This window comes from Stenotrophomonas sp. 3(2025), assembly GCF_052665395.1.
Genome location: NZ_JBQOIF010000010.1, coordinates 60,600 through 87,437, shown reverse-complemented (window position 1 = coordinate 87,437; position 26,838 = coordinate 60,600). Strand labels below are relative to the sequence as shown.

Annotated in this window: 33 protein-coding genes and 1 tRNA gene; 14 read left to right on the top strand and 20 right to left on the bottom strand. The window is 64.4% G+C overall.

Translation table 11 applies throughout. From position 1 onward, the window contains the following. Window positions 1-289: 289 nt before the first annotated feature. The 6 genes from ACUXVE_RS09965 (at window position 290) to ACUXVE_RS09940 (ending at window position 5,931) form a co-directional block, all read left to right on the top strand. A complete protein-coding gene (locus tag ACUXVE_RS09965) occupies window positions 290-1,225 on the top strand; it encodes a HEAT repeat domain-containing protein (protein WP_222387926.1) in 936 nt (311 codons plus the stop codon). Next, window positions 1,207-2,160, top strand: coding sequence for a transposase (locus tag ACUXVE_RS09960; RefSeq protein WP_261311835.1), 954 nt, complete (start codon window positions 1,207-1,209; stop codon window positions 2,158-2,160). Before ACUXVE_RS09965 ends, ACUXVE_RS09960 begins: the two co-directional genes overlap by 19 nt. Continuing rightward, a complete protein-coding gene (locus ACUXVE_RS09955; protein ID WP_445514325.1) occupies window positions 2,147-2,866 on the top strand; it encodes an ABC transporter ATP-binding protein in 720 nt (239 codons plus the stop codon). Before ACUXVE_RS09960 ends, ACUXVE_RS09955 begins: the two co-directional genes overlap by 14 nt. A gap of 61 nt (window positions 2,867-2,927) precedes the next feature. Further along, entirely contained in the window at window positions 2,928-3,998 is a 1,071-nt protein-coding gene (locus ACUXVE_RS09950; RefSeq protein ID WP_261311836.1) for an ABC transporter permease, read from the top strand. Window positions 3,999-4,220: 222 nt separating this feature from the next. Next, window positions 4,221-5,555 carry an MFS transporter gene (locus ACUXVE_RS09945; protein WP_093820724.1) on the top strand — a complete coding sequence of 445 codons (1,335 nt, stop codon included), beginning with the start codon at window positions 4,221-4,223 and terminating at the stop codon, window positions 5,553-5,555. Between the two features lie 37 nt (window positions 5,556-5,592). Beyond that, a complete protein-coding gene (locus tag ACUXVE_RS09940) occupies window positions 5,593-5,931 on the top strand; it encodes a hypothetical protein (protein WP_445514324.1) in 339 nt (112 codons plus the stop codon). A 118-nt stretch (window positions 5,932-6,049) separates the two neighbouring features. On the opposite strand, the gene ACUXVE_RS09935 is transcribed toward ACUXVE_RS09940, so the two are convergent. The 4 genes from ACUXVE_RS09935 to ACUXVE_RS09920 form a co-directional block, all read right to left on the bottom strand. Further along, a complete protein-coding gene (locus tag ACUXVE_RS09935) occupies window positions 6,050-7,702 on the bottom strand; it encodes a M28 family metallopeptidase (RefSeq protein WP_093820728.1) in 1,653 nt (550 codons plus the stop codon). Between the two features lie 149 nt (window positions 7,703-7,851). Then, window positions 7,852-8,784, bottom strand: coding sequence for an MBL fold metallo-hydrolase (locus ACUXVE_RS09930; protein WP_445514323.1), 933 nt, complete (start codon window positions 8,782-8,784; stop codon window positions 7,852-7,854). Window positions 8,785-8,940: 156 nt separating this feature from the next. After that, window positions 8,941-9,243, bottom strand: a complete 303-nt coding sequence (locus ACUXVE_RS09925) for a hypothetical protein (RefSeq protein ID WP_222387929.1) — start codon at window positions 9,241-9,243, stop codon at window positions 8,941-8,943. Between the two features lie 125 nt (window positions 9,244-9,368). Continuing rightward, window positions 9,369-10,661, bottom strand: coding sequence for a tryptophan--tRNA ligase (locus tag ACUXVE_RS09920; protein WP_222387930.1), 1,293 nt, complete (start codon window positions 10,659-10,661; stop codon window positions 9,369-9,371). A 108-nt stretch (window positions 10,662-10,769) separates the two neighbouring features. On the opposite strand from ACUXVE_RS09920, the gene ACUXVE_RS09915 reads away from it, so the two are divergent. Further along, window positions 10,770-11,576, top strand: coding sequence for a hypothetical protein (locus tag ACUXVE_RS09915; RefSeq protein ID WP_445514322.1), 807 nt, complete (start codon window positions 10,770-10,772; stop codon window positions 11,574-11,576). Window positions 11,577-11,655: 79 nt separating this feature from the next. Here ACUXVE_RS09915 and ACUXVE_RS09910 read toward each other — a convergent pair whose 3' ends face one another. The 3 genes from ACUXVE_RS09910 to rocF form a co-directional block, all read right to left on the bottom strand. After that, window positions 11,656-11,877 carry a CsbD family protein gene (locus ACUXVE_RS09910; RefSeq protein ID WP_025878332.1) on the bottom strand — a complete coding sequence of 74 codons (222 nt, stop codon included), beginning with the start codon at window positions 11,875-11,877 and terminating at the stop codon, window positions 11,656-11,658. A 210-nt stretch (window positions 11,878-12,087) separates the two neighbouring features. Then, complete coding sequence (locus ACUXVE_RS09905) at window positions 12,088-12,225, bottom strand: entericidin A/B family lipoprotein (RefSeq protein WP_019661832.1); 138 nt, start codon at window positions 12,223-12,225, stop codon at window positions 12,088-12,090. A gap of 167 nt (window positions 12,226-12,392) precedes the next feature. Next, window positions 12,393-13,313, bottom strand: coding sequence for an arginase (rocF, locus tag ACUXVE_RS09900; protein WP_445514321.1), 921 nt, complete (start codon window positions 13,311-13,313; stop codon window positions 12,393-12,395). A gap of 130 nt (window positions 13,314-13,443) precedes the next feature. Here rocF and ACUXVE_RS09895 point away from each other — a divergent pair, with 130 nt between their 5' ends. Next, entirely contained in the window at window positions 13,444-13,791 is a 348-nt protein-coding gene (locus ACUXVE_RS09895; RefSeq protein WP_093820738.1) for a hypothetical protein, read from the top strand. 18 nt (window positions 13,792-13,809) lie between these two features. Here ACUXVE_RS09895 and ACUXVE_RS09890 read toward each other — a convergent pair whose 3' ends face one another. Together ACUXVE_RS09890 and ACUXVE_RS09885 are read right to left on the bottom strand one after the other, a co-directional pair. Continuing rightward, window positions 13,810-14,754, bottom strand: coding sequence for an ankyrin repeat domain-containing protein (locus tag ACUXVE_RS09890; RefSeq protein WP_445514320.1), 945 nt, complete (start codon window positions 14,752-14,754; stop codon window positions 13,810-13,812). A gap of 58 nt (window positions 14,755-14,812) precedes the next feature. Then, a complete protein-coding gene (locus ACUXVE_RS09885) occupies window positions 14,813-15,589 on the bottom strand; it encodes a DUF3011 domain-containing protein (protein ID WP_222387932.1) in 777 nt (258 codons plus the stop codon). Between the two features lie 161 nt (window positions 15,590-15,750). On the opposite strand from ACUXVE_RS09885, the gene ACUXVE_RS09880 reads away from it, so the two are divergent. Together ACUXVE_RS09880 and ACUXVE_RS09875 are read left to right on the top strand one after the other, a co-directional pair. Continuing rightward, complete coding sequence (locus tag ACUXVE_RS09880) at window positions 15,751-15,918, top strand: hypothetical protein (protein ID WP_222387933.1); 168 nt, start codon at window positions 15,751-15,753, stop codon at window positions 15,916-15,918. A 161-nt stretch (window positions 15,919-16,079) separates the two neighbouring features. Beyond that, window positions 16,080-16,445 (top strand): S24 family peptidase, encoded by a 366-nt coding sequence (locus tag ACUXVE_RS09875; protein ID WP_261311837.1) that lies wholly within the window; start codon window positions 16,080-16,082, stop codon window positions 16,443-16,445. 77 nt (window positions 16,446-16,522) lie between these two features. Here ACUXVE_RS09875 and ACUXVE_RS09870 read toward each other — a convergent pair whose 3' ends face one another. Both ACUXVE_RS09870 and ACUXVE_RS09865 read right to left on the bottom strand, forming a co-directional pair. Then, entirely contained in the window at window positions 16,523-17,071 is a 549-nt protein-coding gene (locus ACUXVE_RS09870) for a hypothetical protein (protein ID WP_222387934.1), read from the bottom strand. A 3-nt stretch (window positions 17,072-17,074) separates the two neighbouring features. Continuing rightward, window positions 17,075-17,707, bottom strand: a complete 633-nt coding sequence (locus tag ACUXVE_RS09865) for a hypothetical protein (RefSeq protein ID WP_222387935.1) — start codon at window positions 17,705-17,707, stop codon at window positions 17,075-17,077. Window positions 17,708-17,957: 250 nt separating this feature from the next. Here ACUXVE_RS09865 and ACUXVE_RS09860 point away from each other — a divergent pair, with 250 nt between their 5' ends. Further along, window positions 17,958-18,260 carry a hypothetical protein gene (locus ACUXVE_RS09860; protein ID WP_222387936.1) on the top strand — a complete coding sequence of 101 codons (303 nt, stop codon included), beginning with the start codon at window positions 17,958-17,960 and terminating at the stop codon, window positions 18,258-18,260. Window positions 18,261-18,349: 89 nt separating this feature from the next. On the opposite strand, the gene ACUXVE_RS09855 is transcribed toward ACUXVE_RS09860, so the two are convergent. The 4 genes from ACUXVE_RS09855 to birA all read right to left on the bottom strand — a co-directional run bounded on the left by ACUXVE_RS09855 (window position 18,350) and on the right by birA (window position 21,003). Continuing rightward, a tRNA-Thr gene (locus ACUXVE_RS09855) sits at window positions 18,350-18,425 on the bottom strand. Between the two features lie 41 nt (window positions 18,426-18,466). Beyond that, window positions 18,467-19,300, bottom strand: a complete 834-nt coding sequence (locus ACUXVE_RS09850; protein ID WP_222387937.1) for an SPOR domain-containing protein — start codon at window positions 19,298-19,300, stop codon at window positions 18,467-18,469. Window positions 19,301-19,309: 9 nt separating this feature from the next. Continuing rightward, window positions 19,310-20,041, bottom strand: coding sequence for a type III pantothenate kinase (locus tag ACUXVE_RS09845; RefSeq protein ID WP_445514319.1), 732 nt, complete (start codon window positions 20,039-20,041; stop codon window positions 19,310-19,312). Further along, window positions 20,038-21,003 (bottom strand): bifunctional biotin--[acetyl-CoA-carboxylase] ligase/biotin operon repressor BirA, encoded by a 966-nt coding sequence (birA, locus tag ACUXVE_RS09840; RefSeq protein ID WP_093820899.1) that lies wholly within the window; start codon window positions 21,001-21,003, stop codon window positions 20,038-20,040. Before birA ends, ACUXVE_RS09845 begins: the two co-directional genes overlap by 4 nt. Window positions 21,004-21,146: 143 nt before the next feature. Between birA and ACUXVE_RS09835 the strand changes: the two genes are divergently transcribed. After that, the gene (locus ACUXVE_RS09835) at window positions 21,147-21,422 is read left to right on the top strand and encodes a hypothetical protein (protein ID WP_093820751.1); all 276 of its coding nucleotides are present in this window, start codon (window positions 21,147-21,149) and stop codon (window positions 21,420-21,422) included. Beyond that, window positions 21,389-22,177 carry a M90 family metallopeptidase gene (locus ACUXVE_RS09830; protein ID WP_193600430.1) on the top strand — a complete coding sequence of 263 codons (789 nt, stop codon included), beginning with the start codon at window positions 21,389-21,391 and terminating at the stop codon, window positions 22,175-22,177. The genes ACUXVE_RS09835 and ACUXVE_RS09830 overlap by 34 nt, the downstream gene beginning before the upstream one ends. A 73-nt stretch (window positions 22,178-22,250) precedes the next feature. On the opposite strand, the gene ACUXVE_RS09825 is transcribed toward ACUXVE_RS09830, so the two are convergent. The 5 genes from ACUXVE_RS09825 to dusA all read right to left on the bottom strand — a co-directional run bounded on the left by ACUXVE_RS09825 (window position 22,251) and on the right by dusA (window position 26,066). After that, a complete protein-coding gene (locus ACUXVE_RS09825) occupies window positions 22,251-23,675 on the bottom strand; it encodes an ATP-binding protein (protein WP_032978238.1) in 1,425 nt (474 codons plus the stop codon). 22 nt (window positions 23,676-23,697) lie between these two features. Continuing rightward, complete coding sequence (locus tag ACUXVE_RS09820) at window positions 23,698-24,381, bottom strand: response regulator transcription factor (RefSeq protein WP_004136763.1); 684 nt, start codon at window positions 24,379-24,381, stop codon at window positions 23,698-23,700. A gap of 72 nt (window positions 24,382-24,453) precedes the next feature. Beyond that, window positions 24,454-24,822, bottom strand: coding sequence for a hypothetical protein (locus ACUXVE_RS09815; protein ID WP_025878314.1), 369 nt, complete (start codon window positions 24,820-24,822; stop codon window positions 24,454-24,456). 10 nt (window positions 24,823-24,832) lie between these two features. Next, a complete protein-coding gene (locus ACUXVE_RS09810; protein ID WP_222387940.1) occupies window positions 24,833-24,976 on the bottom strand; it encodes a hypothetical protein in 144 nt (47 codons plus the stop codon). 58 nt (window positions 24,977-25,034) lie between these two features. After that, complete coding sequence (gene dusA / locus ACUXVE_RS09805; RefSeq protein WP_445514318.1) at window positions 25,035-26,066, bottom strand: tRNA dihydrouridine(20/20a) synthase DusA; 1,032 nt, start codon at window positions 26,064-26,066, stop codon at window positions 25,035-25,037. 146 nt (window positions 26,067-26,212) lie between these two features. Here dusA and ACUXVE_RS09800 point away from each other — a divergent pair, with 146 nt between their 5' ends. Continuing rightward, complete coding sequence (locus ACUXVE_RS09800) at window positions 26,213-26,791, top strand: hypothetical protein (protein WP_222387942.1); 579 nt, start codon at window positions 26,213-26,215, stop codon at window positions 26,789-26,791. The last annotated feature ends 47 nt before the right edge of the window (window positions 26,792-26,838 follow it).

Here is a 26,838-nt window from a genome sequence, read left to right as displayed (position 1 = left end):
TCCCATCGAGCCGGTCTTGATTGCCGTCGCAATCGTAATTGCCGTTCTGCCTACCTGAGGAAATGACAATGAAATCCTCCGATCTGCCAGGGCAGAAGAGATCCGTAGGCATGTACGGATCCTGTGTTCTTATCGAAACCACTGGCCCAGGTTGCGCCGCAGTTGGCATTGTCGTCGGAATATTCATCAACCGGGGTATCCACCCAACCCCGCAGTGAATCGGATGCCAAGGTGGACCGGATTCCCGGTCCACCAACTCTTGGGAGGCACCATGGAGAATCCTCAAAGGATGTCCGATCTGGCTGACGAACCTGCGGAGCTGCGCAGTTTGAAAGCCATCTACGGCAGCAAGAACACGCTTTTCGATGTCTTGAGAGAATCTGGCTGCGCAGCGCGGGTTCGTCAGCTCAGCATGGATATCAATGGCCGCGGCGACGTACATCTGAACGAGCGCCTGATGATATCGATCTGCCGTCAGTTTGACCCGATCATTCTGGCAGACCATTTCCTGCACGAATGCAAAAAACATCTCAAAAGCCCGCTCTACGTCACCCCAGAGCGTTTTTTCGCCAAGTCACCGCTGAATGGTCTGGTCATCTACAAGGATTCTGCAGTACAGGTTCACTACATGCAGAGCCTGCCGACCAAGCTCAATCTCTCAACGCGATCAACTGCCGACACCGGGATTTCAATCTCCGGCTCAGACTCATTGATACTTTTCGCCCGTGGGCAGGATGTGGAGTACCGGACATTCAACGTCGAGTCTGGCGATGCCGACTGCGAAGCCCGTCTTTCCACACCACAGATCAAGCGAGCTTGCGCTGACGACCACGTCTTCCTTGAAGGCGGAAAACAGGGCATGCATCTCTGCAACGGAATGCGCCCGGTAGGCATGCTGATCTGCATCTCACGTCAACCGCGCCTGAGCACGACACAGCACTTCGCTGTAGGCAGCGGCACACTCTTTGGTCATACGGCAGCCAATGTAGAGGAGTCACGACTTCACCTCCTCGCCAGCGTTCTCGCCGAGATTCCGGGCCAACGGAATGTGCAGATGCTGTTGCACATCTCAACGCATCCGACACCATTCATACGCTGGCATGCGATTCGATCGCTCCACCGGTTGGATCCGGAGGCGGCACGTCGGAGGCTCCACGAAATGTCGAGGTCGGATTCCGACGACGAGATCCGGATGCTTGCCGCGCAATGTACGAACAATGGATGAAATCAACCATGCCCGTTCATATTCAATATGAATCACCTGAAGTCATCGAACTTTCCGACTTGGTCGAACACCTGCGACAGTCTTCGCTCGACCCCCGAGATCATGACTCAATGATCTCTGTCGCCCCTGCACTCAAGCAGCTGGCGAACAATCGCGACTTCCTTTCGGAGATGATCTGTGGGGAGCTCAAAGACAATCAAGACATTCAGGCCGACAATGACTATACGCCTCAGGTGTTCATGCTCCATGCGCCTCAGGTGGCTGGCCAGAGTTATTTCCTGCGGGCCTGCTTCTGGCCGGGGGAGAACGATGAAATCCTGCTCTCCAGCGGAAAGGGAGCCTTCTTCTATGGCGTCCCTCACGATCACAACTTCAATTTCCTCACCGTTGGCTATCAGGGCCCTGGATACAGCAGCGACTACTTTGAGTACGACTACGCCAAAGTGCCTGGCGTTCCTGGCGAGCAGGTCGACCTGAAGTTCATCGAGAGATCCGCTTTGTCAGAGGGAAAGATCCTGCTGTACAGAGCTTTCACGGACATCCATCGACAGATCGCACCAGAGCGATTCTCCGTAAGCATCAACATCATGGAACACTCTCTGCGCAGCGTCACAATGGACCAATACGAATTTCATCCAGAGAACTGGACGATCTCGAATGTGATCAACAGATCCAGCGCACTCCCGATGTTCATGATTGCCGCAGGGTCCGGAAATGGCGAGGCGCAACATGTTCTTCGCGACATCTTCCGCAGCCACGCCGTGGAACGGGTCAGAATGGCTGCACTGGAAGCATTGGTTGCAAGCAGTCCGACACCCGACGCCGCACTTGAGTTGGTCAGGCTTGTCCATTCCAGACACAGCCGTTTCATGAGGGGAAGGGCACTCCAGCTCGCGGCCCGGATCGAGCAGGGGGCCGGTCATGCTGACAATTGATCGCATCTGCAAGCGCTTTGGTGAGAAGGCTGTTCTGCACGAACTCGACCTCGAGGTCTGCGCTGGCGAAATTGTGGGTCTCATTGGCGCGAACGGCGCAGGAAAGACGACGCTCTTCCGCATCATCTGCAATCTCATTCCCGCCGATTCTGGTCATGTAAGTCACTGGGATGGGATGCACTCGTCTCCGCTTTCGCATACAGAAATCGGCTACCTCCCCGAATCCAGGAGTCTCTTTGGAGAAGTTACGGTGGGACGGTCGCTTGAATTCTGGGCTCAGCTCAGAGGCATGAGTGGAGCGCGGACCAAACAGGCGCGACAACACTGGCTTCAGGAAGTGGGTCTCCTCGACCGGGAATCACACCGGGTTTCCAGCCTTTCCAAGGGAAATCTGCAAAAACTGCAGCTGGCATCGTGCATGCTCCATCACCCTAAAGTCCTGATACTGGATGAACCATTTTCCGGCCTTGATCCCCTCAATCAGGTCGCAGCTGCAACTCTCATCACCCGGGCAGCCCAGCAGGGGGCAGCCGTCCTTCTCTCGGCCCATCACCTCGAACTGCTGCAGCGTCTTGCAACGCGGGTACTGGTACTGAAGGAGCGTCGCTTGGTTCCCGCAACAGCGTTTGATCTTTGCCCTGTAACCATGAAGGGGACCAGCGGTGACGGCGCTTCGACCATTCCGGGTTGTCCCTATGGAAAATGAAAGCATGCGGATGAGAAGATTCGCTGTCATATGCGGGTTTGAGTTCCGAAGGCATCTGGATATGAAAGGGGAACTCCTGGGGATGCTTCTGCTAATCGTGATCGCCTTGGTGAAGCTCGCCGGCGATGCCGTTGTCACCCGCGAAGCCGCTTCTGTCGTGTATCTACACGCTGCTGATACGCCAGTGGCGGGTCTGACGCACGATCGCTTCCGGTTTCTGGACACAGGAGAGATCACTGCAAGCGACAGCTATCCCATTCTGAAATCCCGCGAAGACGGCTACTCACTTGAGATCGCACGCTCTCCCAGCTGGGCGGGTGATCTTCAGCAGAGCCTCAACGTGCTGCAACGTCGCCATATTCTGTCTTCCCTTGACGTATCCACTGAGGAACTGCAGAAAGCCGATACCCCGGTCCTGCTGCAGGTCATGGATCAGAACGGCGTGATGATTAGGGGTCAAGCGCCACTGGCTGCCGTCTCCATCGCGATGGTCGTGCTGACAATGCTGTCAATCCTGGGCTGTCTTGGAATGTTGTTCCATGGATTGTTGGCAGAGCGGTTTGCTTCGGCCACTGAGATGATCCTGAGCGCGACGCCGCCAGGCTTCTGGCTTGACTGCAAGGTGAGCGCTGCAATCCTCCATGGCCTCAAGACGGTCACGGTGTATGGCACCTATGCACTGGTTGGATGGGTACTTGTTTCCGGTAGCACGATGGGGCCCATCCACCTTCCAGACAATTCCTGGGCAATCGCATCAAGTCTTTTGGCCTTCTGCCTGTTCGGGCTGCTGCTCTGGAACTGGTTCTTCGCCGCTTGCGCCACAATGATCCGCTCCCCCCATTCAGCATTCCGGAACAGTCTGGCTGCCTTTCCGGTGACCATGATCATGATCGGCTTCGGCGGATTGCGCGCCCCGGATGGCACGTTCATCCAGCTGCTCTCCTGGTTTCCATTTACCTCGATGGCCGCCATGCCGGTGCGCCTGCTGTATGTCGACGTCCCTGCGTGGGAAGTTGCAGCGTCGCTAATGCTTCTGGCCGCCACCGCCGCACTTTGTCGCATTTGGGCCCGAAACAGCTTCAGAACCGCCATTGTGTCCCCGGTCGAAACTTCGCGTCCCCACAAGTCCTGAAGATGTCGCCAGACGCGCGGCTCAGGCATCCGGCCTAGCACGTATTGGTTATGGCCTGACCTTCCGCCCGCTGGCACGCTATAGGGTCACATCCCCCGCCCGCCCGTTCGGCACCCGGCGTTGACGTGGGATGCAGTACCAAGGAGGCTGGCCGGCAGCGCACCGCGCGCCTGGCAGCGCAATTTCCCGCATGGACGCACCGCATCGAGGATCCCCACCCGGATGAGCACCACGTCCCAATCCGCTGTCCCCAGCACCGACGGCGCCGCCCTGCGGCGTTCCATCTCCAACACCCTCAAAGGCTCCGCCGGCAACCTGGTGGAGTGGTACGACGTCTACGTGTACTCGGTGTTTGCCGTGTACTTCGAATCGCAGTTCTTCTCACCGGATGACAAGAACTCCACGATGTATGTGTGGGCGATCTTCGCGGCGACCTTCCTGATGCGCCCGATCGGCGCCTGGTTCTTCGGCCGCTTCGCCGACCGCCATGGCCGTCGGCTGGCGCTGACCGTGTCGGTCACGCTGATGGCGCTCTGCTCGTTCCTCATCGCCATCACCCCCACCGCCGCCAGCATCGGCATCTGGGCGGCGGTCATCCTGCTGCTGGCGCGCCTGCTGCAGGGCTTTGCCACCGGTGGTGAATACGGTGCCAGCGCCACCTACATGTCCGAAGCCGCCATCCCCGGTCGCCGCGGCTTCCTGTCCTCCTTCCATTACGTCACCCTGGTCGGTGGCCACGTGCTGGCGCAGCTGACCCTGCTGCTGATGCTGACCTTCTGGGGCAAGCCGGAAATCTCCGAATGGGGCTGGCGCATCGCGTTCGGCATCGGTGGCATTGCCGCCGTGGTCGTGTTCTGGCTGCGCCGTGGCATGGACGAGTCGCTGTCGGAGTCGTCGATCGAAGCGGCCCGCGAGGGCAAGGACAGGAAGTCCGGCTCGATGTACGAACTGTTCGTGCACCAGTGGCGTCCGCTGCTGCTGTGCTTCCTGATCACCGCCGGTGGCACCGTGGCCTTCTACACATACTCGGTGAACGGCCCGAAGATGATCCAGAGCGCCTTCGCCGGTAACGACCCGATGACTGGCACGCTGATCAATCTGGGCGTGCTGGCGTTCCTGATGGTGCTGCAGCCGGTCGGCGGCTGGCTGTCGGACATCATCGGCCGCAAGACCCTGCTGGTGTTCTTCGGCGTGGGCGGCGTGCTCTACAGCTGGTACCTGATCACCGCATTGCCGCACCAGCATGATGCGACGCTGGCGTTCCTGACCTTGGCACTGGGCTTTGTCATCCTCACCGGCTACACCTCGATCAACGCTGTGGTGAAGGCCGAACTGTTCCCAACCCACGTGCGTGCACTGGGCGTGGGCCTGGGTTATGCATTGGCCAATTCGCTGTTCGGCGGCACCGCACCGCTGCTGTACCAGGGCGCATTGAAGACCGGCCACGTGGACTGGTTCGCCATCTACGTCACCGCAACGATCGCGGTATCGTTGGTGGTCTATGTGTTCTTCCTCACCAACAAGGGCCCCAACTGGCTCGACGGCACCCGCAAGTAAGCGCGCCGTAGCGATCGCGGCCACCGGTGCAGTGCCGGTGGCCGCCGCATCTCCTGCCACGCCGCTGGTGTGGATCGCACTGGGTCTGGGCGCGGCAACCCTGCTGGCATGGCTGATCCTCAGGCCCGGCGCCCAGGCGAGTTGGCCACGCATCGGCTTCGGTATTGCCCTGCTGGCGTTCTGCGCGGCCCTGGTGCTGCAGCTGGCAGCGGATCTGGGCAGCGGTGCCAGCACCCTGCATCTGCGTCTGAGCCGGGGCATCAACCCCGCACCGGTGGCCAGCCTGCGTACGATGGTGGCCTGCTACCTGGCCGCGCTCGCCGCCGCCGGTTGGGGCGCTTGGAAGCTGCTGCGGCCACGCGGCCGAGAAGGGTAGTGCCGGCCGCTGGCCGGCAACTGCACATCCTTTCGGAAGGTTCATGAGGTTGCCGGCCAGCGGCCGGCACTACCATGCGTTTGGAGGTTGCCGGCCAGCGGCCGGCATTGCCGTGCGTTTACCGGCGGGCGGCTTCGCTCTTCTCGCGGGCGCCGTGGAATTCCGATTCCTTCTCCCACTGCGGCCAGCGACGGCTGTTGGCCAGTTCGGCGCCCAGGTCGTAGACCAGCAGGGTGTCGGCCGCGTGGCCCGCCGGATCCCAGCTCGGCGTCCATGCATCGCAGGCCTGGTGGTAGCAGTCGGCGAAGTACTTCTCGCGCAGCGCGCGGCCGGCCTGGACGCCGCCCTCAAGCTTGTCCAGCCCCGGGCCGATGGTGATCGCCGGCACGCCCAGGCGGGCGAAGGCGAAGTGGTCGGCACGGTAGAAGAAGCCGGCTTCCAGGTTCGGATCCGGGCTGTAGCTGCGTCCACGGGCCTTGGCCACGCGTTCCAGGTCGCCTTCCAGCGACACCCGGCCCTTGCCCCACGAGGCGATGTCACGGGTGGCACCATCGGGGCTGAACATCTCGATGTTCAGCACCGCAGCCGTCTTGTCCAGCGGCGCCAGCGGGTGCGCGGCGTAGTAGCTGGCGCCCAGCAGGCCCTTCTCTTCGGCGGTCAGGGCGACGAAGTACAGGGTGCGCTGCGGCTGCGGGCCGGCGGCGAACACCCGGCCCAGTTCCAGCACGGTGGCCACGCCGGTGGCGTTGTCGATCGCACCACGGCGGATGCGATCACCCTTGGCGTCGGCCTGGCCGATGCCGAAGGCATCCCAGTGCGCCGAGAAGATCACCGCCTCATCAGCGTGCTCGCCACCGGGCAGCTTGGCCACCACGTTGCGGGTCACCACCTGCTCGCGCTTGAGTGCGAAATCGACGCTCAGCTTCGCGTTGTCCAGCGCAACCGGGCGGAAGTCCGCACTCATCGCCTTGCGCTTCTCGGTGTCGAAATCCAGGCCGGCGTCGGCGAAGATCTGTTCGGCCAGCTCACGCTGCATCCAGCCACGCAGCGGCGTGTGCTGGGCCATCGCCTCGGCCTGGCCGCGCTCGATGTCGAACAGCGGCGAGGTGCCCGAACTCTTCACCGTGGCCCAGCCATAGGCGGCCGGTGCGGTCTCGTGCACGATCAGCACGCCTTCGGCACCCCGGCGCGCGGCTTCCTCGAACTTGTAGGTCCAGCGGCCGTAGTAGGTCACCGCCTTGCCATCGAACGCACCTGGCGCGTCGGCTTCAAAATCGGCATCGTTGATCAATACCACGGCGATCTTGCCGTGCAGGTCCACGTCCTTATAGTCATTCCAGTGGCGCTCGGGCGCGTCGATGCCGTAGCCGACGAACACCAGCGGCGCCTCCTTGATCTGCACGCGCTTGCGCGGCTGCAGGCTCTGCAGGGTCACGTCCACGCCATTGGCCAGCGCGCGCTTGCCGCCCTTCAGGGCAAGACTGGCCTTGGCCTGGCCGTCCAGCTGCGCGCGCACCAGCGGTACCGGCTGTACCCAGCTGCCGTCCACGCCACCCGGCTGCAGGCCGTAGCTGCGGAACTGCTCGATCAGGTACTGCACGGTGCGTTCTTCGCCTTCGGTGGCCGGTGCACGGCCTTCGAATTCGTCCGAGGCGAGCACACGCACATGACGCGACAGCGCCTGCGGATCGATGCCGCCGCCGGGCAGGTCATTGGCCGCATGGGCCAGGCCACCGACGAACAGGCAGGACGACAGCAGCAATACGCGCATCGGGTTCACGGCAACACCACGGCTAGCTTGAAAGTCACCAGAGTGTAACGTGGTCGTGACATCGCGGCGCGGCCCGGGACCGTGTCATCCACGCATGGCGTGGATCTACCAGAGGCGCAGCGGATCTCCGCCGCCAGGGCGTGCGCAGGTCAGCGCGATACACGGTCCAGCCAGCAGGCCAGGCCCTGCGCGTTGAGTTCGATATCCATCGCCAGTACTTCGCTCACTGCAGCCTGGTCCAGCGCGCAGCCATGCTGCTGTGCACGCTCCAGGTACAGCGCCTGCAACGCGGCCAGCAGGCAGCGATGACGATCGGGGCGACCGTCGCACTGGCGGCCGATTGCCGCCATCGCATCAATCTGTTCGAACAGATCCCCAGCCAGCTTTTCGACCTGTTCCACACGACCGTAATGGGTCAGGTACATCGCCTGCGGTGCGTAACCGAGCATGCGCTGGATCGACGCCTTCATCGCTTCCGGGTCGAACTGCACCGGCGACGAGGTGGGGAAGATGAAAGCGCCCTGCGCGCTGTCCAACTCGCGGTAGGAGATACCGAAGGTATCGCCGGTGAACCAGCTGCGGCTGCGCGCATCCCACACGCAGTAGTGGTGCAGCGCGTGGCCCGGGGTATGCAGCAGTACCAGCTCGCGGCCGGCGAGGTCGATGCGCTGGCCGTCGTCAGCCACCACCACGCGCTGCTCGGGAATCGCTTCGATGCGGCCATAGCTGCGGGCGATTTCCTCAGCGCCATAAACAGCCGTGGCACCGGCGATCAACCGGGTCGGATCGATCATGTGCGGCGCGCCGCGCGGGTGCAGCACCGCACGCGCGTTGGGCAGTTGCTGCATCAGCAGGCCAGCGCCACCGGCATGATCCAGGTGCACATGGGTCAGCAGCAGCCAGTCCACCGCCTCCACGCCCAGCCCGTTGTTGGCCAGGGCCTGCAGCATCGCTGGCACCGACAGGCCGGTACCGCAGTCGACGAACGCGGCGCGACCGTTTTCGATGATCAGGTAGGCGGCATCGAAATCAGGCCGTTGGAAACCGGTATCGATGGTGTGGATGCTGGGATCGGCGGTCATCGACGCGCACCTGGCAGGATCGGGAACAGACACCCATGGTAGGCGCGCCGGCATGGCGTGATCGATGCGGCTTTGGTCGGATGGTGCCGGCCGCTGGCCGGCAATCCCGGGTTGGCCAGTTGAATGCAGTTGCCGGCCAGTGGCCGGCACTACCAATCAGCTGCAGCGCAATGCAAACCGCGGCCTCAGCAGCAGCGCCAGTACCAGCACCGCCAGGAACGCGCCATAGGCATACAGCACCGCCAGCACCTGCGGCCAGATCGGCCCGGCGCCCGGCTGTACCAGACCGATGTGGTGACCCCACAGCATCGCCACGATGCTCAGCGACAGCGCCAGTGCCAGCGTGGCGCCATCGAACAGGCGTCGCCGCGCGGTACGCGGCTGGCGCGGAAACAGCCAGTACAGGCTGCCCAGCAGAATGAACCAGGGCAGGAACAGCAGCAGCGACAACCAGGCCATTGCAGACTCCATGTCATCGCGCCGAAGGCGCGCGCACATCATGCCATGGGTGCAATGCCGTGGTAGTGCCGGCCGCTGGCCGGCATCCACCATCCAACAGCGCCGACCAAGGTCGGCACTACCGATCAGTTGGCTCGCAACACGGCCAACGCCGCCAGCACCGCATCCACCTCGGCTTCCAGCTTGAACAGATCGCTCTGTAGCTGGTCACCCTGCTCGGCCTGCTTCAGCACGGCGATCAGCTGTCCGGCATCGCGCGGCGAGTCGAAGCCTTCGCTCTGGATCAGCAGCGTGCCGTCACCGGCGGTGAGCTTGAAGTAGAAACGGCCGTCCTTCTCGCGGTACTGCTTGAACAGCGGCGGAGCGGCGCGGGCTTCACCGGCATCTTCACTGGCGATGTCGCCGGCATCGGACAGATCACGCAGGCCCACCGCGTGGCGCAGTTCTTCCAGCAGCGGTGCTGCCAGCTGCTCACGCAACTGCTGGCCACGGCGCTTGAGCAGTGCTTCGATCTTCTCCGGCTCGGCCATCAGCGCGTTGTAGCGCTCGCGCAGCGGCGACAGTTCGCTGTCGATGCGCTCGAACAGCTGCTGCTTGGCATCGCCCCAGCTGATGCCATCGGCGAAGGCCTTGGCGAAGGCTGCGGTCTGCTCCGGGGTGGCGAACGCCTGGTACATCTGGAACAGCGCCGAACCTTCGGTGTCCTTCGGCTCACCCGGGGCACGCGAGTCGGTCAGGATCGAGAACACCAGCTTCTTCAGCTCCTCGCGCGGCACGAACAGCGGAATGGTGTTGTGGTAGCTCTTGCTCATCTTGCGGCCATCCAGGCCCGCCAGGGTTGCCACCTGCTCGTCGATCACCACGTCCGGCAGCGGGAAATATTCCTTGCCGTACACATGGTTGAAGCGCTGGGCGAAGTCGCGCGCCATCTCGATGTGCTGGATCTGGTCACGGCCCACCGGTACCTGGTTGGCCTTGAAGATCAGGATGTCGGCCGCCATCAGCACCGGGTACATGAACAGGCCGGCGCTGACACCTGCGTCCTCGTCCTGGCCTTCCTCCCGGTTCTTGTCCACCGCCGCCTTGTAGGCATGGGCGCGGTTGAGGATGCCCTTGCTGGCGATGGCGGTCAGGAACCACATCAGCTCGGTGGTCTCGCGGATGTCACTCTGGCGATAGAACCACACGTGTTCCGGGTCCAGGCCACAGGCCAGCCAGCTGGCAGCGATCTCCAGGGTCGCGCGCTGGGTGCGCTGCGGGTCCTGCGACTTGATCAGGCTGTGCAGATCGGCCAGGAAGAAGAAGCTCTCGATGTCCGGCGCGCGGCTGGCCGCAATGGCCGGGCGGATGGCGCCAACGTAGTTGCCCAGGTGGGGCGTGCCGGAGGGGGTGATGCCGGTAAGGACTCGGGTCGTCATGACTGCGTGCGGAAACCTTCTATGAACGCGGCCAGTTTACCGTGCACACGGTCAACCCCGTCAGGGCCTCCGGCGCGTTCATTCACCCAACCCCGCTGGAGACGCCCGATGAAACGCCTGCTGCCCCTGCTGCTGATTCTGCCCCTGGCCGGTTTCCGCCCGGCTCCGCTGCCCCCGCCGATGCCGCAGGACGGCCCGGTGCGCGTGGCCCTGGTCGACCGCGACCGCGGCACCGAGCTGCGCAGCTACCCGGCCGACGGCCAGGGCTGGGTGGCCGGTGAGCGCGGCCACCGCTATGCCGTGCGCCTGTACAACGACAGCCCGCGACGGGTGCTGGTGGTGCTGTCGGTGGACGGGGTCAACGCCATCTCCGGCGAAGACGCCGATCCCTCGCAGACCGGTTACGTGCTCAACCCTGGCCAGCGCGCCGACATCACCGGCTGGCGCAAGACCCAGGACGAAGTGGCCCAGTTCGTCTTCAGCAGCCCCAGCGGCAGCTATGCCAGCCGCACCGGCCGCCCGGACAACGTCGGCGTGGTCGGCGTGGCGGTGTTCGAGGAAGCACGTCGCTGGTATCCGCGTCCGCAGCCGATCCTGCGCGGTCGCGCCGGGCCGGCACCGGCGGCGGCCGAAGCCTCGGCGGCGGCCGACGCCAGCGCCAGCCGCATCGAAGGTTATTCGGCCAAGTCGCAGGCACCTGCGCTGGGCACCGGGCACGGTGCGCGCGAAAGTTCTTCGGTGCGCGATACCGATTTCGAACGCGCCACCCGCAGCCCGGCACAGGTGCTGCAGCTGCGCTACGACAGCGCCCGCAACCTGCGTGCACGCGGCATCCTGATCGATTCGCCCTCGCGCCTGGATCGCCAGCCACAGGCCTTCCCCAACCGCTACGTGCCCGACCCGCCGGTGCGCTGATCTGGCAAACAGCACAACGCCCGCACCTTCCGGCGCGGGCGTTGTCGGTGGGGGCATAACGCGGGCGTTCGACGCCCGGTTACTTGTAGTCCGGGTAATCCTTGTGCATCGCTTTCTCGAAGTCGCGCACTTCGGTTTCTGCGCGGTCCTTTGCCCAGCCATAGCGCTCCTGCAGGCGGCCCGCCAGATATTCGGCATTGCCCTCGGCCACATCGAAATCGTCATTGGTCAGATCGCCCCACTTCGCCTGGGCCTTGCCCTTGAGCTGGGACCACTTGCCGGAAATGATGTCTTTGTTCATTGCTGAGGCTTCCTTGGTATGCAACGGCGTTGTTACCGTGGCTGCAGCATCGCGCAGTGCACGTTGAAGCACGGTCAACCGGCCATGAAAGCCCTGCTCACCTGCTTGAATGGTTCACTACCGGTCGACACGCGGCGTCCACACGCAGCGAGCGCGCATGAAAAAGGCCGGGAAGATCCCGGCCTTTCCGTAGTGCGCACCACCTCAGGCTCAGTTGCCCTTGGCGGCATCCTCAACCTTCTCACCAGCCTTCTGCACGTCCTTGCCGGCACCGGCAACGGTGTTGCAACCGGCCAGCAGGGCCACCGAGAACATCGACAACAGCATCAGGGCAACTACGCGCTTCATGGGCTTCTCCTTGGGTTTGCCGCTACACCGCTCAATCACGGGGTTCGGTTGTATTGATCGGGGCGGCAGGCTGGCTAGAAGCAAACACTGCCGCGTGAGGTGCAATCTGGCGGCAGGGGCGTGGAGCGCGTGTGAACGGTTCGTCCAACCGTTCAGGCTGGATCCTCTCAGTCGCGCATCAGGGTCGATTTCCCGAACAGGCTTTCGACCAGGTCCACGGCCAGTTCGGCGGTGCTGTTGTGGTTGTCCAGCAGCGGATTGAGTTCGACGATATCCAGTGAGCCCATGCGGCCACTGTCGGCGATCATCTCCATCACCAGCTGCGCTTCGCGGTAATTCACCCCGCCCGGCACGGTGGTGCCCACGCCCGGGGCAATGCTCGGGTCGAGGAAATCGACGTCGAAGCTGACGTGCAGGTGGGTGTTCTCGTCGATGCCGGCCAGCGCCGCTTCCACGGTGCGCTTCATGCCGTTCTCGTCGATGTAGCGCATGTCGTAGACATCGACCTTGTGGGTCTTGATCAGGCGCTTTTCTTCCGGGTCCACCGAACGGATGCCGATCTGGTGAATCTGCGAAGGCTTGATGGCCGGCGAGGTGCCACCCAGCCTGGTCAGCGCATCCGGGCCGAGGCCGCACAGGCAGGCCACCGGCATACCGTGGATGTTGCCCGACGGGGTCACTTCACTGGTGTTGAAATCCGAATGCGCATCCAGCCACAGCACGCGCAGGTCCTTGCCCTGCTCGCGGCACCAACGCGCGACGGCAGTAATCGAACCGATGCCCAGGCAGTGGTCGCCGCCCAGCATGATCGGCATGCGGCCGGCCTGCAGTTCGGCGTAGCTGGCTTCCATCAGCGCGTGGTTCCACGCCACCACCTCGTCCAGGTGACGGTAGCCCTGCACCGGCGCGGTCCACGGGTTGCGCGGGCCGTCCAGGTTGCCGAGGTCGCGCACGTCCACGCCACGCGCTTCCAGTGCTTCAGGCAGGCCGGCCACGCGCAGCGCTTCCGGCCCCAGCCGGGCGCCGCGATGGCCCGCCCCGATGTCGGTGGGGACGCCGATCAGGGTAACGGCGGGATGATGGGCCATGGGTGCCTCCTGCGAACGAAAAAGAAGCACAGTCTAGCCAGACGCATGTGACACCACTCGCGGCGGTGCAGCAGGGCCATGGCATGGCATGATGCCGCGCGGACCCGACCGCCCCTCATGGAAGATTGCGATGTCGCCCTTCATCAACACCGCCTGGCCGCGCTTTTTCATCGGGGCGCTGCCCATCGCCGTTTTTGCGATTCTGCTGAGCAGCTCGATGGATGCGTCGCCGAATGGCTGGCTGATGCAGGCGACGCTCCTGCTGGTGCCGTTCTCGACCCTGGTATTCCTCGGGTTGGGTTGGCAGCGTCTGCGCAAGGCACACGCCGAATATCCGATCCTGAAGAGCGAGCCGCAGCGGATGCTGGCAGCGTTGATCGGCAACGTGAAGGTGGCGGCGCTGTGGTTTGGCCTGACGTTCGCCGGCATGTTCGCCCTGATGCTGGCGTGGGTAGTGCTGTACAACGCCGCCGGCTGACGGCACTTCGGGCCGTGCTCAGAGAATCGCCGACGACCACGCTTCGGTGCGGAACAGGCGCTTCTTCAGCAGGTCGATCCGCCACTGCCCAGCCACGCGCTTGAGCACGAACAGGCGCTCGTAACGCAGCGCGCGGGATTTCTGTGCATGGTCACGTACCAGGACTTCGGCCTTGGAGGCCGTCGGCTGACCGACCGCGGCCAGCAGGTCCTCCGGCACGTGCACCGGCGGATTGCCCACCGACATGCCCGTGGAATACACCCGCTTCCGGTCGGTACACCAGGCCGCGAGGATGTCCGAGCGCTCCTGTTGGAATGCTGCACTACCGAGCAGGACTCCACCGACCTTGGCATCACGGTAACCACGCGTTTCCCACTCATTGCAGGCCAGCATATAGCCACGCACCACTGATGCCGGTTCCCCCTCTGCGGCCGGTTCAGGCCACGCAAGCGGCGGCGCCTCCTCCAACATCGGTGGCATCTGCGCGCCCGCTGCCTGCAGGCACTGCACCACAGCCGCATGCCCGCGCGCTTCGGCCAGCGACAGCGCATTACGTCCTTCGAAATCCACGCGTGCGACATCAGCACCGCCAGCCAGCAGCAGCTCGACCATCGGCAGATGACCGCCCTGCGCCGCCACCATCAGCGGTGTGCGATGCAGTTCTGGGGAGGCCGCGTCCAGCGAGGCGCCGCGTGCGATCAGCAGGCGTCCGATGTCTGCGTCGTTGCGCTCGGCCGCCCATCCCATTGCGGTAAAGCCCACCGCCGTGCAGGCGTGCTGGATGTTGGCGCCACGGTCCAAAAGCCGCAACACCGAGTCAGTCTTTCCGGCGATCACAGCCGAAAGCAGCGGAGTACGTCCGGTGCCCTTGTGCTGCCACTCGATATCGGCACCCGCATCCAGCAATGCGTCGATTCGGTCAAGATCCTGTTTCTCGGCTGCCTTGGCCAGAAGATGGGACATGGTGGTGCCGCCAGACGGGTGTAAGGGTGGTCACCTTAGGGCTGCAGGCACGATGAGCTCAACCCCCGCGGCGGCGAATCGGCGTCACGCTCTGCACCCGGCCGTCGTTGCGCATCATGCACAGGAAACGGCCATCGGGATAATCGATGATCAGTTCCTGGTAATCGGTGCCGACCGGCACCTGGGTCACCAGCGTGCCCTGTGCGCCTTTGCTTGCGTTGCACGAACCGAGCGCGGTATCGCCCGCTGGCGCGTTGGCTGCAGCCTTGGACATGTTGCGGAACGTCGCGCGGCAGCCGCCGTTGACCCAGACCGAATGCCGCGACAGGCCCCAGTTGCTGCCCTGCTCGCAACGGGTACGGCTGAGCTGGCGCACGATCTCCACATTGCCACGCGTGTCCATGTCACAGGACACCTGGCGCTGGTCGGTGGATTCGCAGGTCACCTCGCGTGGCAGTGCTGCATCGTCATCGCGCTCCTGATCACGATGGTGCCTGCCACCTTCCACGGCAGCCGCCGGCGTGCCGTTGTTGCTGACCTGGCAGATGCCGTTGGCACCGCCGCGTCCGGTGTAGCTGACCTGCGGCGTACCGTCGTCACCGGTGCTGATTGAAAGCGTGGTGCCGCTGTTGGCATCGCGCGCTTCGAAATAGCGATCGTTGAAGCGCTTGAGGGTGGTCTCGCGGCCCTGCACATAGACCGGCCCGCCCTCGTCTGCATGGACATCCAGCCCACCGGGGCAGCTGGCATTGAAGAACGGCACGGCGGCCATCGCCGGTGCGGTGAAGGCGCTGGCGAGCAGCGCGACGGTCAAGGGCAAGCGGTGGCGGCGCATGGTCGGCTTCCTCGTGAGGATTGAGTGGAGGGCGCCAGTATGGGGGCTGCCGGAGTTGCTCGACCGTGAGGAATATCAAGCAACCGATCACGGGCCGCAGACCACCGCCATCAGGCCAGCGCTATCATCGGGCGCATCACACGGACGTCCGGTATGCACACATGACAGCTCCTCCCATCGACCACGCGCAGCAGCAACTGCTGGCGCTGCAGCAACGCATCCATGCCTTCAATCTGGACAGTGCCGCCGAGCATGAGCTGGATATCCAGGACCCGGCCGGCCCGCTGTGGGCAGCGCTGCAGGAACGGGTGACCGTGGCGCCGTTGTAGGGCGGCCTGCACGTGGAGTTCTTCGGCAACCCATGGGAAGAGCCATTCGCACGGACGCTGGCCTGCCTGTCCGATCAGCGCGTGGGCGATGCAGTCATGTCGCTGTCGTTCACTGGCCCGGACGAAGGGGCCAATGGCACGCGTGAGTGGGAGTGGGTGTGGTGAATGAGGAGTTCCCGGAAGTGATCCGGAGCATGGACTATGCAGAGTGGGATACCCGGCAACGCCTTGGATTCCTGCCCCAGCTTGGTCGTCTCAAACTCATCACTGGTCGAGGCCCGTCCATGGCACCCGTCATCAACAATGGTGACGTGGTGATGGTCGATACCGCCGTCGATTACTTCGATGGTGACGCCATCTACGTGATCAACATTGGCGGCGAAACGCAGATCAAGGGCCTGCAGCGCCGGTCCGATGGGGTCTACATCGTCAGCGCCGACCTGCTGTTCCCGCCATATGCTGCCCCCGATGACCTGTTCATTGCCGGCAAGGCTGTTGTTCAGTACAGCGCCCGCCAGATCGCGTAAGGCGTCTGGCTTCAATTCCGCACAAATTGCTTGCGTTAGGCGCCGCCGACGTGCAACTGCCGGCGGCGCGTTTTACCTCAGCGCAGCAGAAGCTGCGCCTTGGCCATTTCAATGGTCTGGACGGTCACACCGATCGCGCAAGGTCCTGGTCCTGGGGCCATTCGGAATGTTGCCAGTGCACCTCCAATGGTGGTGCCGACCAGCGAATTGGCCCGCGGGTCATGCGGAACCTGAAGAACCAGTAGATTGGGATACTGCGACAGAAGAGTTCGCGTCGAAATGCAGCCTCCGCGAAGGTCGAATGAAAGCTCTTCCAGCTTTCCCGCAGGATCGAGCTGTAGCGCAACATTTGTGCCAGTGAGTCGATCACCAATAGCCAGATCAGATACTTCTCCGCCAGGCAGACGGCCGCGCTCCAGCGCTAAAGCACGCTTGACGCTGTCCGCACCGGCCACGGCGGCAAATGAGAGTTGTTCCACCCTCTTCCACAGAGCTTTTTGGTCTTCACGAGAAGCTGGCTCTGAGGCTTTCGGAATGGGTAGATCCGTGCCTGCCCCTCGCACGTGCAAAGGCGCTACATAAAGTATTACCAATGCCGACATGGCGGCGAAAATTTTGGTCTTCATAGTTCAGACCTCCGTGCCATAAAGGGATTGTGGGCCCACGTTCTCGTCGTACCATTTTCCATAGAAGGTGCGATAGTTTTCGCCTGTCAATGAGTTGGTGTTGTTGTCGCAGAAGCTGCTTCCAACCCTTTCGTCAAGCTTCTCGCCGCCGGCCAATATGATTGCCTGTAGCTGTGAGGAATTCGAAGCGATAAGTGGAATTTCTGCCGTCCCCTCTGATGTATCCAAGATCTCTGATCGGGCTTTCCAATTGTTCAGGACAGCACGCCCCTCATCCGTGCACATGCGCTTGACGAATGCATCCTTGGGTCCTGCCAAGGATGCCGGCGCATCAAAAAATGCATGCCCCATCTCATGTGAGACCTGGCCCACGGCTCCATAGAGGCCATGAAGATTTTCCGAAGAACAGGTGTAGTTCATCACGTAAACCACCTTGTTGTCCTTATCGATCCATGAAGAGCTTGAGTATGCAAAGGTGTAGGGAGCCGTGTTCACCTGATTTGTCAATGTAGGCGAAGCGTAGATTATGAAATCTACGCAGTCACCCAATCCTGTCTGCGGGGGCAGCTGCTGCGCTTTTGTTGGCGCGCTTACTACTAAAGCCAATAGCAGTGTCCCAGATATGACCAACTTCATGCATGCTCCTTTGCGAGAAAGTGGTATCCCCCCCTGCAACGCCACAGCGCTGCGGTTCCGATCCTAGTGGGGCATTTCTCAGTAAGCAAAGCGTGACGCACGTTTCATGAGCGCATCCGCGAGCGATGAGAGCGGAGAGGCTGGCCATGGCCTGAAGCATGAGACAAGCGTTTCCCGCGACATCGTCACGAAGTGGACGTAAGAACTGCACGACGCCGTCAGCTGGCTTCAGGCGTACAGGAAAGAGCGGATGGACGCCCATCGCCGGCCCACGCCGATCAACCCGGAACAGCGGCGCCTGATCGTCACAGAGTCGGACCCCCTGAGCAAGTCGGCTCTGGACAGCGCCTGGCAGGGGTTGATCCGACGTGCCATATCCGAGGGAATCATCGACAGGGAGAGCCGCTTCGCGCCTCACAGCCTGAAACATCGGGGCATCACCGACAGCGGGGACAAGGCATCCGGTGGCCACATGACCGAGGCCATGCGACAGCTCTACGACCATTCTGTACCAGTGGTGAGCGCGGCCGTGAAACCAAAAAAGAAGGGCTAATTTTACCGGCGGATGCCAAAAGGCCAGCGCAATGCGCTGACCTTCTTCGTTGAAACGCCTGAATTCAAGGCGCTTCGGCGATTCCTCTGTGGTGCCGCTTATCCGAATCGAACGGATGACCTACTGTTTACAAGACAGTTGCTCTACCAACTGAGCTAAAGCGGCACGGGGTGAAACGCCGACGGCAGCGCCGTGGTTTGGGAATTCTAGCGCAGTCGCGTGCATTCCAGCGACCGTTGCTGCGCGGCACCGCTGCGCTGCTGCGCCTGGGCCGGTTCGCTGCCGGTGGCCAGCTGCCCTTCCAGCCACCATTGGCCGGCATCACCACTGGCCACCAGGCGCGGCTGGAAGCCGGCGGCCTGCACCGCGGCCATGCGCCGTTCGGCGCCCTCGCGGTTGCGGTACTGGCCCAGCGCAATGGCGTTGGCCTCGTCGCCCTGGCTGATGATGTAGTAGTCGCTCAGCCCAGCAGCGACGATGCGCTTGACCGTGGCCTGCGCGTCATCGCGGCTGGCGGCGGCGGGCAACAGCACGCGGTAACGGGCACTGCCGCTGGCGGCGGGCTGCTCGCGCAGGCGCACCTGGCTCAACAGGTTGCCCGCACGGCTCTGCGCAGCGGTGGCAGCGGCGCGGTCGGCGAACGGGCCCAGCGCCAGGCAGCGCGGCGGTACGGCCGGGGCTGCGGGTTTCTCAGCCACCGGTTCGGGCGCTGGCTTGGCGACGGCGGCCATCGGCTCAGGCGCCTTCACTGGTTCGGCGGGCTTGCCGGGTGCTGCAGGTGTCGCCGCTGCCGGTGCGGGGGCAGCGGCCACGGCGGTAGCCGGCGCTGCCTCACGCTCCACCAGTGCTTCAGTGGGTGCCGCGGCCGAGGCCTGCGCGGCCACGGCCGCATCGGTGCCACCGGGCAACCAGCGCAGCTCGGCCACGCCGGTCGGGGGCGGTGGCAACGGCGCGCGCGCGGGTTCATCGCGCAACAGCCACCAGGTGGCAACACCAAGATTGAGGATCGCCAGCACGACGATCAGGGCACGGGTCAGCATGCGCCGATACTAGCCTGCGGGCTGGTGCACCGCCCAGCGGGCGAGGCCATCCAGCACCAGCGAGGGGTGACAGTCGGCGCCGTCCAGCAGCGGCATCAGCGCGGGTGCGCCCCCGCCATGCACCAGCAGCGACGGCATGACGCCCAGCAGCGCCTGTGCCTGGCGGGCGCTGCGTTCAACCAGCGCCACGGCGGCACCATCGCAGCCGGAGGCCAGCGCATCGGCGGTGTCGTTGGCGAATTCGCTGTAGTCACCGCCGCTGGCCGGCAGCTGCACCGCGCGCGCGTGCAGCGCCTCGCGCATGGTGGTCGGCGAGGCGGAAATGCGTCCACCGTGGTGCTGGCCGTTGGCATCGAGCAGGTCGATGGTCAACGCGGTGCCGACACCGACCACCAGCACCGGCCGCTGTGCCTTGGCGGCAGCCAGCAGCGCCAGGAAGCGGTCGACACCGAATTTTTCCGGCTTGGCGTAGGCAATGCGTACGCCTGCACACTGGGCACTGGTGCGCACCACATGCACGTGCTCGAAGCGGCACTGCAGCTGATCCAGCATCGCGCTGGTCAGCGATGGCGCGGCGACGCTGGCCACAAACGCGGTGCCGCCACTGGGAAGGCTATGCGGCGGTTGCCCGGCCATGCCTTCGGCGCCATGCGCCCAGGCCTGCACATCACCGGCACGGTCACCCTGCAACGGCGCGAACTTGAAGCGCGAATTGCCCAGATCGAACAACCAGTCGCTCATGCTTTTCTCACACTGACTTCGCCGGCATGCAGCAGGCGCTCGCGGCCATCGATACGCACGCGCAGCGCGCCATCGTCAGCCAGGCCGAGCGCGGTACCGTGCTGCCATTCGCCATCCAGCTGCACGCGCACTTCGCGCCCGGCCAGCATGTCGAACGCTGCGTAACGCGGCAGGAACGGCGCCAGCCCTTCCCGGTCGAATTCCTCCAGCGCCGGCAGCAGGCGTGCCAGCACCGCGGCCACCACCGTGTTGCGATCCACCGATGCGCCGGCCAGCGTGTCCAGGTCCACCCACGGCTGGGTGATCTGTTCGGCGAAGGCCGGCGGCATGTGCACGTTGATGCCGATGCCGATCACTGCACGCGCCGGGCCGGCGTATTCGCCACCACCCTCGGCCAGCAGGCCCACCAGCTTGCGGCCATCGACCAGCACATCGTTGGGCCACTTCAGCTGCGCCTGCGTGTAGCCCAGGTCGTGCAGGGCTTCGGCCACGGCGACGCCGGCGACCAGGCTCAGCCCGGCCAAGCGGCCGAGGCCACCCTCGAACAGGCGCAGCACCGACAGATACACATGGGCGGCCAGCGGCGACGCCCAGGTGCGCCCTCGACGGCCACGGCCGCCAGTCTGGCGCTCGGCCAACAGGACGCTTACACCGCGCTGGGGCGCGCTGCATCGCAGCAATTCGGCGTTGGTGGAGTCCACCGTCCAGGCCACCTGCAGGTCGTGCAGCAGTGCTGCGGCCTCCTTGGGCAGGCCGGCGCGGATGGCCCCGGCGTCCAGCAGGTCGACCGGCCGGGTCAGCCCGTAGCCCTCGCCTGCGCGCCCTTCAACCTCGACGCCGGCGGCCCTAAGCCCTTGAATTCGCTTCCAAATGGCGGCCCGGGTCTGGCCCAGCTCACGGGCCAGGGCGTCGCCGGACAGGCGACCGGCAGCGAGTTTGGCCAGCAATTGGCGATCGTCCACGGCAGCTTCCACAAGGTCAGGACGGAATTATGCGGGAAACCCGCCAGCGGCGCCCGCCGGCCCCGGTTCCGCCGGGCTTCCAATCTGGCGCCGGGTTCGGGCTAGAATCGGGAACTCACCTTCCCTTAACGTGGATGTCGTCAATGCGCCGTTATGCCCATTGCCTGATCCTGCTGACGATGCCCTTCGCGGCGTCTGCCACAGCAGCGCTTGATGACAACCGTGGCGCCTGCGTCTATTCGGCCAGCGATGCAGCCTCGCAGCGCACACCGACAAACGCGCCGACAGCGACGGCCGCAAAGCCGGCACCGGTACGTCCGGCCGCCGCGACCAGCAGCGGTGGTGGCGGTGACGACGATGTACTGCAGCGCATCCGTGCGCCGAAGTGGCACAGCTACCTGCCGGGTATGTTCCGCTGATCAAGTCGTTGCTGCAGTGGCTGCGGCCCGCGCCGCGGCCGATCGAAGACGCACACTGGAACGATGCCTGCCACCGCGCAGCGTGGTTGCGCGGCCTGGACGACGAACGGCATGCACGCCTGCGCGCGCTGACCACGCGCTTCCTGCATGAGAAGACCATCTCCCCCATCGGCGACCTGCAGCTGCAGCCGGCCGATGGCGTGCTGCTGGCCGCACTGTGCTGCCTGCCGCTGCTGGAGTTCGGCGAGGTGGGGCTGGAAGGCTGGTCGCAGCTGATCGTCTACCCCGATGCGTTCCGCGTGCATCGCAGCCACATGGATGCCGCCGGCGTACTGCACGAGTGGGATGACGAGCTGATCGGCGAGTCGTGGGACAGCGGTCCGTTGATTCTTTCGTGGGCCGATGTGCAGGCCGATTTGGCGGCACCGCATGAGGGTTACTGCGTGGCCGTGCATGAAATGGTGCACAAGCTGGATGCACTCGACGGTGCGATGGACGGCACGCCGCCGTTGCCACGTGCATGGCAACGCGAGTGGGCTGCCGACTTCCAGAGATCGTACGACGCGTTCTGTGCGCAGGTGGATGCCGGCGTGGAAACACGGATCGATCCGTATGCGGCCGAGGCGCCGGAAGAGTTCTTCGCGGTCGCCAGCGAGTACCACTTCTCTGCGCCGGACCTGCTGGCCGAAGCGTTGCCGGAGGTGGCTGCGCATCTGCGGCGGTTCTATGGTGAGCCGCCGGCAATGGTCGGGTGATTCATCCGTCCGCCGGGCATGGCCCGGCGCTACCCGAGGGTCTACGTCGACCGGATCGGGTTGCAACGGATCGTTACGGCCCCGGCGGCAGCCGCACTTCGAAACGGGCGCCGCCCAGTTCGCTGGAACGGGACACCTGCAGCTCGCCGCGGTAGTCCTTGATCAGGTCCTGCACGATCGACAGGCCGATGCCGTGGCCCTGTACGCGCTCATCGCCGCGCACGCCTCGCTGCAGCACCTTGCCGATGTCCTCCGGAGCAATGCCCGGGCCATCGTCATCCACCGCCAGCAGCAGACCGGCGCGACGCGCATTCGGCGCCGGCAACGGTTGCGCGGTCAGCAGCACGCGGCGCTTGGCCCACTTGAACGCGTTCTCCAGCAGGTTGCCCAGCAGCTCCTGCAGGTCACCTGGTTCGCCGTGGAAGCGCGCGGCCGGGTCGATGTCGAATTCGCACAGCACGCCCTTGGACGCGTAGACCTTCTCCAGGCCGCGCACGATTTCCTCGGCGTTGGATTCGATCGGCAGCGGTGCCGAGAACAGCTTGTGCCCCGACGAGGCCGCGCGTGCCAGCTGGTAGGACACCAGGTTGTTCATGCGCTGCAGCTGCACGTCCAGCTCTTCGCGCAGGGCGCCATCGCCGGCGCCGCTGTCCATCTGCGTACGCAGCACCGCAATCGGCGTCTTCAGGCTGTGCGCCAGGTCGGCCAGGGTGTTGCGCTGGCGTTCCAGGTTCTCACGCTCGCCCTCGATGAAGGCATTGATGCTGTCGGTCAACGGCTCAAGCTCGCGCGGGTGGCGCTCGCTCATGCGCTCGGTCTCGCCGCGCTGGACCTTGGTCAGTTCGGTGATCACCCGCCGCAACGGGCGCAGGCTCCACTGCAGGATGACCGTCTGCAGCAGCAGCAGGATCAGGCCGATGCCGCCCAGGTAGAACCAGACCCGGCTGCGGAACACGCGCAGCTGCGCACCCAGCGCGCGCGAGTCTTCCATCACGTAGATGGTGTATGGGAATTCGGTGGCGGGGTCGGCGTCGGCATCCCACACCAGGCCCAAGCCGTAGCGGTACACCGAGCCCTGGCTGCCGTCGATCTGGATCATCGGCAGCGGGCCTTCGAACACTTCCTGGCGCGGGGCCAGCAGACCACCGCCGACGGTGGGCAGCATCGGGCCTTCGGCGGACATCGAATTGCCCTTGCCGTCGGGCATGACGACCTGCAGGTACAGGCCGCTGCCGGGCACGTCGAAACGCGGATCCGGCGGCTGCTCGCGGATGTACAGCGAGCGGTCGCGGGTGAAGTCGATGCCGGCCGCATAGGCGGTGGCATAGTTCTTCAGGCGCTCGCGCAGGTTCGCCTTCGCCGTATCGGCGAAGGCGGCATCAAGCGCGTAACCGGCCAGGGCCAGGAACGCGACCAGACCCACGGACGCGGCGAACATCTGGCGCGCCTGCAGAGAGCGCGGCCGCCAGCGTCGGAAGAACCACAGACGGCCGGACATCGTTTATCGCCTGCTGAAGGCCTCAGCCCTCGTTGCGCGGAATCGCGAAACGGTAGCCACGACCGCGCACGGTCTCGATCGGCTTCAGTTCGCCATCCGGGTCCAGCTTCTTGCGCAGGCGGCCGATGAACACTTCCAGCACGTTCGAGTCACGATCGAAGTCCTGCTGGTAGATGTGCTCGGTGAGGTCGGCCTTGGAGACCAGTTCACCGGCATGCATCATCAGGTACTCCAGCACCTTGTACTCGTAGCTGGTGAGGTCGACATTGCTGCCGGCCACGCTGACGGTCTGCGCGGCCAGATCCAAAGCAACCGGACCGCATTCCAGGGTCGGCTTGCTCCAGCCGGCGGCGCGGCGCAGCAGCGCGTTGACGCGGGCCAGCAGCTCTTCCACATGGAACGGCTTGACCAGGTAATCGTCGGCGCCCTGCTTCAGGCCCTCGACCTTGTCCTGCCAGCTCGAACGCGCGGTCAGGATCAGCACCGGGAACTTCTTGCCTTCGTCGCGCAGGGCCTTGATCAGCTCCATGCCCGACATCTTGGGCAGGCCAAGGTCGATGATGCCGACGTCGAACGGCACTTCGCGGCCCATGTACAGGCCTTCTTCGCCGTCCTGCGCTGCATCGACGGCAAAACCTTCGCGCTTGAGCCGGGCTGCCAGGGTCTCACGCAGCGGGGCTTCGTCTTCGACCAGAAGGATACGCATGAACTCTCCCTAGTGTGCTGGGTGCGGCCCGGAGGCCTGTGGGTACGGGTTGATAGCGACAACTATCCCTGTTCAGGGGTTATCGCCGCGTAGTGATGACATATCCGACCGCGGCGTGCGCGGCTGTGAACGTGCCGGGGCGGGGTCGTCCATGTAGCGGACCCGACCGCGGTCGTCCATGTATTTGACCCGGTTGATGTCACGACCATCGAACGGCACACGCTCGGCGCCCAGGATGTGGCCACCGGTGGTGCGCTGCACGCGGCGCACGGCATCGGACAGCGAGCGCTCGTTGCTGGCGCCACGGCCTCCACGCTCCATCATTTCTGCGCGCCCCTGTTCCCGCTGCGGGTCCTGCGCCAGCGCCGAAGACAGCGGGGCAGCCGCCAGGACCACGCAGGTGGCCAGGGCAATACAGCGGTGGAAGGGAGCGGAAGACATCGATGCGATCCTAGCCGAGCACGGCGATTCGTTCAAAAGTCGTAAATCCGGGCACCGGAATGAAACCCGGCGTTTTACAAATCTTTTGCAAATTCTTGGTTTCGGGCAGTGAATCCGGTCTGAACTTTTCCAGATGCTCCAGACCGCTGTTCATCTAAGTGAACATTCGGGACGAAACGGCCGCCCTTGTCAAGTCAGGAATGTGACTGACGTCACGCAGCGGCGCGGTCGGCTTCGCGTTCGGTGACTGCCAGCGCCTGCTCGACCAACATCCAGTCGGCACCGGGGCGATGGGCGCCCTCGCTCAGCACCTGGCGGAATGCGCGGCCGCCGGGCTGGCCGTGGAACAGGCCGAGGATGTGGCGGGTGATGTGCTTGAGGGCCAGGCCCTCGCCCAGGCGGGCTTCGATGTACGGGCGCAGGGCGCGCAGCAGCTCGCCGCGCGGACGCAGCGGCGCGCCGGTCTGCAGCGCTTCCAGCTGATGCAGCAGGTAGGGGTCGTGGTACGCCGCGCGACCGAGCATGACGCCATCGACGTGCGCGGCCTGCGCCTGCACCGCCTCGATGCTGGCCAGGCCACCATTGAGCACCACCGGCAGTGCCGGGCGCTCCTGCTTCAGCCGGTAGGCCCAGTCGTACTTCAACGGCGGAACCTCGCGGTTCTCCTTCGGCGACAGGCCCTTCAGCCAGGCATTGCGGGCGTGCACCACCACCATCGCGGCGCCGGCCTCGACCTGGCGGTCGACGAAACTGGCGAATACCTCGTAGTTGTCGTCCTCGTCCACGCCCAGGCGGCATTTCACCGTCACCGGGATGTCCACTGCCTCGACCATGGCCGACACGCATTCGGCCACCAGCACCGGCTCGCGCATCAGGCAGGCGCCGAAACGCCCGGCCTGCACGCGGTCGGACGGGCAGCCGCAGTTGAGGTTGACCTCGTCGTAGCCCCAGTCGGCGGCGATGCGCGCGGCCTGCGCCAACAGGGCCGGATCGCTGCCACCGAGCTGCAGTGCCAGCGGCTGTTCGCTGGCATCGAAACCGAGCAGGCGCTGGCGATCGCCATGGATGACCGCATTGGCGTGCACCATTTCGGTGTACAGCCGCGCACCCGGCGCCAGCAGGCGGTGGAACACCCGGCAATGGCGGTCGGTCCAGTCCATCATCGGGGCGACGGACAGGCGCAGGGAATCAGCGTAACGGGCGGTGGCGGACGTCATCGGGCGGTTGATCGTGGAGACTGGCATTGCCAGTGAGATCAATAGTTTACACCGGGCGGATGAATGGCGGCGGGCAGCCGGGGATGCAGGCCGGGTTGCCGCTGCCGCCCTTGCGTGGGGATACTCGGTACGCGAGTTCCTGTTGCACCGCATCTGTTGGAAGGGAAGCCACAATGAAACCGACTGCATCCTCGCTGGCGGGCTCTGGCCTCGCCTGCCTCACCCTGCTGACGGTGCTGGCCTTGGGCAGTGGTTGCAGCAGCGTCCGCGACACGCGCCTCGCGGAGATCAAGCTCGGCCCACGATGCGACTTCACCGAAGGCGCCACCTTCGACAACCGGCCGTCCTACCTGTCGGCAGGACAGGAAAATGCGCCCATCGGCGCGCTTTCCAGGCTCTTTGGCGTCTACAACAAGGACATCCACCAGGTCACGATCCGCCAGGAGGCGAGCCGGCTGGTGGCCCGCTTCCATGCCGCCGACGGCACCGGCATCGAGGCTGCAGGCAGCGCTTCCAGCAAGAGCTACAGCGCCGAAGGAGAACAGCTGGTCATCAACCGGTGGTCATCGTGCAAACCGGGCGAGGCCGGCGCCGGCTGCGTCTGGTCGCGCGTGGAACTGTCCTGCACGGTGGAAAACGACCTGGTTGTGAAGCAGGTGGACGGAGGCGCAGTCCTGCTGGCCCTGATCATCCCGATGGGCCAGCGCAGGACCCAGTTCGGGGTGTACCGGCGGGTCGACCCTGCAGAATGAATCGACAGAAGGCCCCGGGGCGTTGGGCCCGGAGACTTCGGCCACAG